We start from the raw sequence: 6,924 nt of genomic DNA, 5'->3' as shown, positions 1-6,924 counted from the left end.
GCCAGATGCTGATGGCCGGGTAGCCGCTGTGCTTTTCGCCCAAGGCCGAGAAGCGCTTGTAGGTCCATAGATCCTCGGGGATCATGTCGTCGTCACTGTGCCCGCCCATCGGCCGCAGGATCACGCCGCTGTGGGTGTGATAGCTGATGGCCGCGCCGATATTCGGGTGCGTGGTGATGAACTCCACCATCGCCCGCACCTCCGGCTCGCTGGTCGGAAACGGGCCGGCGCCGACCTGCTTGTATTCCTGCCGCCACTCGGATGGGAAGTTGCGGTTCAGATCCAGGCCTTCGCGGTCTTTGTTGACCGTCACCGTCAAGCCGTCATGGTTCTTGATGAAGCCCTCGGGCAGCAAGCGGTAATACTCGCCGCCGAACTCGCCCGGCGCACGTGCCACCAGCAGGCGTGGCTCGTCGGCGTGTTTTTTATAAGTGCCATGCGGGTCGGGCACGCGCATGCTCAAGATGCGACCGTCGCCGTCGATGTCCTCGGGTGTCAGGCCGTCGACCGGCTGCTCGTCGTAGGGGTAGGGCCGGGTCGAGGAGCGGATATGGCGCGGCCGATCGGCCAGAGCCAGCTCGGCGCCGTCGGGGTTCAGGCGCGGCACCATATAGACGGCGCGGGTATCCAGCAGCTGCGTGACTTGGGCGTCGGTGCCGTAGCCGGAGATCAGCTGGTGCAGGTAGTAGAGGCAGGTGGTCGAGGCGGTCAGCTCGGCGGCGTGGATATTGCCGTCCAGCCAGAAGGCCGGCTTGTCGACGTCGGCGCCGGTGGCGGTGTTGGTCAGTATCAGCACCCAGATGTCGCGGCCCTCATGGCTGCGGCCAATCGAGCGCACCGAGACCAGATTGGGCCGCGCCTCGGCATAGGCAAACAGCAGCGCGGTCAGCGGCTCGTAACGGTAGAACTCGTCGAAGCGGGCGTGCGGCAATGGAGGTGAGGCGGCCATGAGTTCTCGCGATCGGTGAATGCAATCAGGCTATTTTGCCCAAAGCCTGTGGCTTGTATAGACGGAACTCCCCGCTCTGCAAGCCCAACGCCGCTTTCGGGCCCATCTCTGCGCTTAGGAAGCCAGCCTGAGCTGGTCCAGCCTGTCGACATACAGGGTGGCCGGCACATTGCGGATCGGCTCGCCATGGTTGTAGCCATAACTGACCAACACCACGGGGCAGCCGGCCGCATGGGCGGCTTGGGCGTCATTGCTGGAATCGCCAATCATCCAGGTTGCCGCCGGGGCTGTGCCCAGCGCCTCGCAGGTCTTCAGCAAGGGCAGCGGGTCGGGCTTTTTGCGCGCAAAGTCATCGCCGCCGAAGACATGGTCAAAGAACCCATCCAGGTGCTTCAGTGCCAGCAACTCGCGGGCAAACGCCGCCGGCTTATTGGTCAGGCAGGCCATCGGCAGTCCGGTCGCCCGCAGCTTCTGCAGGCCCTCGATCACGCCGGGGTAAACGGCCGAGAACTGGCCGTTCAGCGAGCGGTAATGCTGTTGATAGAGCGCCCAAGCGCGCTCATACAGGCCGGCGTCGGCACCGACATGAATCAGGCAGCTGCGAATCAAATGCTCGCTGCCCCGCCCCACCGTCTGCTCGACAAAGGCCCGGTCCACCGTGGCCAGGCCCAGCTCGCTCAAGACCCGCTCCAACACGGCCACAAAGTCGCCCAAGGTGTCGACCAGAGTGCCGTCGAGGTCGATGATGAAGGCGCGTGGCGGGACTGGGTACGACGGCATAGAGTTCGCAAACATGGCATTGGGCTCGGAAAAATTGACCCCATTCTGACCTGCCGAAAAGAACAGAGTCCGGAAAAGTCAGTGGCTTCAGGCTACGGCGGTGCTGGTGCGAATCTAGCCTTCGGCTGAACGGGATCGGGCTATGCCGAGGGCCTTCTCTAAAATCCCCTATTTTCAGCAGCAAGAGCGCAGGCGTCGGCTTCACCGAATGCAACCTATTTCCAAGCCATTCCCGCCATTCCCGCCCGAGTCGCTGTCTCAATTGCTGCGCCAATGGAGCACAGCTTCAGGCTCCCCGCCACCGGCAGCCGAGCGGCTGGGCTCCTGGCTAGGCTGGGCGGATGCCATCGAAATCTCCCAAGTTTTGACCACGCCCCCTGGGAACACGACCTCTGAGGCTGCTCGAATCGAGTCCATGTGCTGGGCGAGCGCTGAGCTGGAGCGCATCCAGGCCCAATTGGCTGCCAGCTTCAATCACCCCGAGCTGGCGGGCGAGTCCGAATCTGCATCCGACGGCGCAGCGTTCACGGATCTGCTTGCGCCCTGTTTGCAGCATTTCACCCAACAGCAGCGCTTGATCGAAAGCCGCACTGCCGCGTTCCGCGCGCATCTGCGAGCCAAGCTGACGCGCGTCTCCGGCGAACTCGCTCGGCTGGCTCAGTTGGATGAGTACATCGAGCGAGCAGTTGCCTCGCCCCAATTGCGCGCCATGACCGGGCTTTCCGCGGTGCTGGAGACCCGAGCACGCAAGCACCACGTCGCCGATCCGCTGCGGTGGCGCGCCCGCCTCTGGTCAGACCTGCAGCGATTGCTGCGGGCCGAGCTGGACCAAAAACTTCAACCTGTGCTGGGCCTCGTTGAGGCCTTGAACACCAACCGACCCCGATGAACCGATCTCTCAACGCCCTCTACCCCATCGCCATGGCTGCCGGTCTGGCCGGCATCGCCGGCGCCGGCATGGCCGCCTCAAGGAACCACCCCGTCGCACTGGCCATGGCGGGGCTGATTGCTGTTTTTTATGCCATCGGCGTGTGGGAGCTGGCGACCTTTCGCCGGGACAGCCGTGCTTTGGCCGCGGCCACAGCGCGCGCAGTGCCCGAAGTGCCCGACGAGTGGATCGCCGCTGTGCCGCTCGCTTTGCGGGGCGCTGTGCAGATGCGTCTGGATGGCCAGCGCGTCGGCCTCCCAGGCTTGGCATTGGCTCCAGCGCTGGCGGGTTTGCTGGTGCTGCTGGGCATGCTCGGCACCTTCATTGGCTTGGTCATCACCTTGAGCAGCACGGCCAGCGCACTGGGCGCCTCCGCTGACCTGGCCGCTTTGCGCTCAGCGCTGGGTGCCCCGATCCAGGGCCTTGGCCTGGCGTTCAGCGCCAGCGTGGCAGGCGTCGCCGGCTCAGCCATGTTGGGTCTGATGGTGGCCCTCGCCCGCAGGGAGCGCTCGGCCGCTGGTGCTCTGCTGGATGGCGCTCTGTTGGGGCGGCTGCGCCATCTGACGTCTGCACATCGGCGTGGAATTGAGCAGCAGGCTATTGCTTCAGCTGCGATCGAGCGCGACAACTCGAAGCAGCTGGAGATGGTCGCCCGGCTGCAGCAGTTCACCGAGCGCATTGCTGAACAACTGTCCGCGCAAAACAGCCTCTTTCACGGCGAAACCAGCAAAGCCTATGCCGCCTTGGCCAGCAGTGTCGACGCCACCCTGCGCAACAGCCTTGCACAAGCTGCGCGGGAGGCAGGTGCTGCCATTCAACCCGCCGCAACAGCGGCGATGGGGGCCATCGCACGCGAGGCCGCATCGCTGCATGAGCGCGTCGGCACCGTGGTGACCGATCAGCTCAGCGCGCTCAGCAGCCGCTTCGAGGCGGGCGCCGAGCGCATTGCACATCACCAAGCGGAAGCTGCCCAGGCGCAATCCGCAGCGCTGCGCCAGCAGCGAGAGCTCGCGCTGCAGCTGCTGGAAGATGTCGGTGCGGCCTCGCAGCGCGCCATGGAACTGCAGGGGCAGCGCTGGGCCTCGGATTCGCAAACGACGCTTACGGCGCTGGACACGATGGCCACCCGCCACCAAGCGGCGCAGGCCCATGCCGATCAAGCACGCTGGGCCTCGCTGCAAGATCACTTGGGCGCGCTCGCCGAGCAACAAGCCTGCGCACGAGCGCTGGTTGCCCAAACCGCCCAGCAATTCGCCACGCAGACGCAGGCCCTGCTGGACCGGGTCTCGGACGGCCATAGCCGTCATCTCACCTTGCTGGCCGAGCGCGACGCTGAGCGCCGCACCGAGGCCGTGGCCGATGCGAATGCCATGAACCAACAGCGCGAAGGCGTCGAGCGGCGGCTGGCCCTGCAGCGCGAGGAAGCGCTGCAACTGCAGCGCGACAGCGCAAGCCGCGCGCAGCAGGCTGTGACCGAGATCACCAGCCTATGCGCCGCGCAGACGCAGGCCGGCGTGACCGGCCTGGCCGATGCATTCACCCGATTGCAGGCAAGCCAGGCAGCCCATGACGCGCAGCAGCTTGCGGCATGGCGCAATGAGCTGGCATCGATTGGAGCCACGCAGTTGCAGCAGCAGCAAGTGCTGGCCGATGACCTGTTGGCGAACACGCGCAGTCTGGTGGCACAAGCCGAGGCCACTTCACAACGGACGCTGGCTGAGGCCGGCGCAGTTCTGCAAGCGGCTGGTGCAGCGCCACGCGCTGCCGTCGAGATGGTCAGCGCACTGCGTGAGCAGCTCGCCCAAAGCCAGGCCCAGGACCGCGCGGCTCTGCTTGAGCGGGCCGAGCTGATGGGGACGGTATCGACGTTGCTCGCCTCGCTGCAGCAAGCCGCGGGCGAGCAGCGCGTCGCGATTGATTCGCTGGTGGATAGATCGACCATTCAGATCGAAGCCTTGGGCCAGCGCTTCACAACGCTTGCCGAGGCCTCCGGTCAAGCGCTTGCCGATGCAGCCACCAATCTGGCGGCCAGCGCCGCCGACGTTGCCAGCGTGGGCGAAGGCTTCGGCGCGGCGATTGAGCAATTCCAGGGGGCCAATGCGCAACTCGTGCAGCACCTGGCTGCGCTGGAGGAACGCCTGTCCGCATCGATCACCCGAAGCGATGACCAGCTGGGCTACTACGTGGCCCAGGCGCGCGAAGTCATCGACCTCTGCCTGGGCTCGCAAAAGCAAATCCTGGATGCGCTGCAAGGTGCGGCGACCCATGGATGAGCAACTGGAGATGGAGCACGAAGGCACTGCCGCTCCCGCTTGGGCGGCTTTTGGCGACTTGATGGCCGGCGTGCTGGGTGCGTTTGTGCTCGTGCTTGCCGCGGCCCTGGTTGGGCAGCTGGATCTCGCCACCCAATTGCAAGCCGAAGTGCAGCAGCGCATGGCCGAGCAGAGTCGCCGGGAAGCGCTGGAGCGCGCCTTGGCCGGCCCGCTGGCGGATGGTCGTATCACGCTGGTGGAAGGTCGAATTGGCATCAACAGCGCGGTGCTCTTTGCGACCGGGTCGGACCAACTGCTCGCGCAAGGGCGTGCGCTGCTCGGTGCTTTGGCAACGCCGCTGCGCACCTACCTCGCGCAACGCGATGAGATCCTGATGGTCAGCGGCTTCACCGATGACCGGGGGGTCGTGGCGGGCATGCAGTTCGCCGACAACTGGGATCTTTCGGCCAGGCGGGCGCTGAACGTGACGCGGGCATTGTTGGCGGACGGTCTGCCACCCGACGCGGTTTTTTCTGCTGCATTCGGCTCGCAGCAGCCGGTGGCGCCCAACGACACCGCGGCCGGGCGTGCGCTCAATCGCCGCGTAGAAATCGCACCCACACCACGGCCACGGCGAGCGGCTGCGGCTCCTGCATCGTCGGCGTCGGCACCGTGAGCAGCATCGAGGATCCTGTCAATTGGGTCGCTGCGCAGCGCGCTGACCCGGTGCGCCGGCGCATGCTGCACGCACTCGCTCTGCGTGCGGCAGCCCAGCCTCAAGGCGCCCTGCGAGACAAGCTGATTGCGAAATTGAGGCAACGCGCGGCGCGCGCGCCAGTGGCGCATCAACAGCAGGACTATCCTGCCCTCGGCAATCCGCTGGCCGAATTGCTCGCCTCGCTGCAGCTTGACGCGAGCCAAGAGTTGCGCCAGGTGCGCCTCCACCAAAGCACTTGGCGCCAGCTGCGCGTCGCACGCAACATTGCCGACCTCCATGCGCCGGTCACCGGGCATCTGGGGCCCCTCAATGGCCAGGCACTGGCGACGCGCGTGCTGCAGCAGATTCAGCTGCTGGCGCCAGCCTATTTGCACCGGCTGCTGACGCAGATGGATGCGATCGCCAACTTGGAGCTGGTGCAGGCTGCCGGTGAGGGCGAAAAATCAGCGCGGACAAGCAAGAAGAAGGCACCTCAACGGCGTCGGTGACATCCGGGCCGGATGCTGGCCCCCGTGTCAAGGTGACGATCACCAGGGCAGGTGTTTCCGCGCTGCGGCATGCTCATCGAGGCGGCGTGGCAGTACTGGTTCGAGCCTCGCGCCAGCTACTTCATTGCCAAGTGGTGGGACGGACTGCCCCAGCCGGTGACGGATCGCCGCCGGCTGGCCCAACGCCCGAACGATCATCCATCGCGATCAGCGCACTGCAAAGTTTTGCACGGCAATTCGCAGCCGACCGGCGGCGCGGCTGTGGCCGAACCATCGTCTGTCGACCGCTCCACTCGGAAAACAATCGCGTATGTCCGCAGGCTGGCCGATTCCGAACGCCGAGTTCAACCTAGATTCGGCAGTTGAAAGCGCCGGAAGGAGTCGTGTCGGGGCTTGCTGGCAAGGCGCGACGAGGAAGTGGGCTCCTACCCAAGAGGAGAAGCAACGCAGTCCAGCGAGTTCCGGCGCGGCTCAAGCAGGCGATTAGCGTTCTCACCCGGTTGGTGAATGTTGTAGACGCGAGAGTTTTCAGTGGTCATCGATGTTTGTTCACATTGGGGAGCGGTCAACTGCCGAATCTAGGTTCAATACGGCTGCATTTGAGAGCCGCGAACTGGCGATGCCGTTCAGTTGCAGTCACTGACCAGTCGGTCATCTGCGGTTGCAACGTGCCCGGAGCCGTCCATGGCGCTTCCTCGGGAGGCACGGCAGCTCGGGGCGCCACCGGGCTCATGGCTTGGGGGTCGGCCCTGGCGGGCCGACTGCCTTGCGCTGCTCGCGACTTGGGGCTGGCGCCGAACTCACTGCAC

At 65.5% G+C, this 6,924-nt stretch carries 6 protein-coding genes; 4 read left to right on the top strand and 2 right to left on the bottom strand.

What is annotated here, in order from left to right; all coding sequences use genetic code 11:
• Both RMO57_RS05950 and gph read right to left on the bottom strand, forming a co-directional pair.
• Window positions 1-949, bottom strand: a 949-nt coding sequence (locus RMO57_RS05950; protein WP_310385098.1) for a M14 family metallopeptidase, incomplete at its 3' end; no start/stop codon positions are given.
• Between the two features lie 114 nt (window positions 950-1,063).
• The gene (gph, locus tag RMO57_RS05945; protein ID WP_310385096.1) at window positions 1,064-1,744 is read right to left on the bottom strand and encodes a phosphoglycolate phosphatase; all 681 of its coding nucleotides are present in this window, start codon (window positions 1,742-1,744) and stop codon (window positions 1,064-1,066) included.
• Between the two features lie 127 nt (window positions 1,745-1,871).
• Between gph and RMO57_RS05940 the strand changes: the two genes are divergently transcribed.
• The 4 genes from RMO57_RS05940 to RMO57_RS05925 are packed head-to-tail and all read left to right on the top strand — an operon-like array spanning window position 1,872 to window position 6,115.
• On the top strand, window positions 1,872-2,618 hold the full coding sequence (locus tag RMO57_RS05940; protein ID WP_310385095.1) for a DUF3348 family protein: 747 nt from the start codon (window positions 1,872-1,874) through the stop codon (window positions 2,616-2,618).
• Window positions 2,615-4,930: a hypothetical protein gene (locus RMO57_RS05935; RefSeq protein WP_310385094.1), complete on the top strand. Its 2,316-nt coding sequence runs from the start codon at window positions 2,615-2,617 to the stop codon at window positions 4,928-4,930. The genes RMO57_RS05940 and RMO57_RS05935 overlap by 4 nt, the downstream gene beginning before the upstream one ends.
• Complete coding sequence (locus RMO57_RS05930; protein ID WP_310385093.1) at window positions 4,923-5,585, top strand: OmpA family protein; 663 nt, start codon at window positions 4,923-4,925, stop codon at window positions 5,583-5,585. Before RMO57_RS05935 ends, RMO57_RS05930 begins: the two co-directional genes overlap by 8 nt.
• Entirely contained in the window at window positions 5,582-6,115 is a 534-nt protein-coding gene (locus tag RMO57_RS05925) for a DUF2894 domain-containing protein (protein WP_310385091.1), read from the top strand. Before RMO57_RS05930 ends, RMO57_RS05925 begins: the two co-directional genes overlap by 4 nt.
• Window positions 6,116-6,924: the final 809 nt, after the last annotated feature.

This window comes from Roseateles sp., assembly GCF_031397715.1.
Lineage (GTDB): Bacteria > Pseudomonadota > Gammaproteobacteria > Burkholderiales > Burkholderiaceae_C > Paucibacter_A.
Note: the sequence above shows the minus strand (reverse complement) of the source record. Positions and strands in the feature narration are given on the sequence as shown.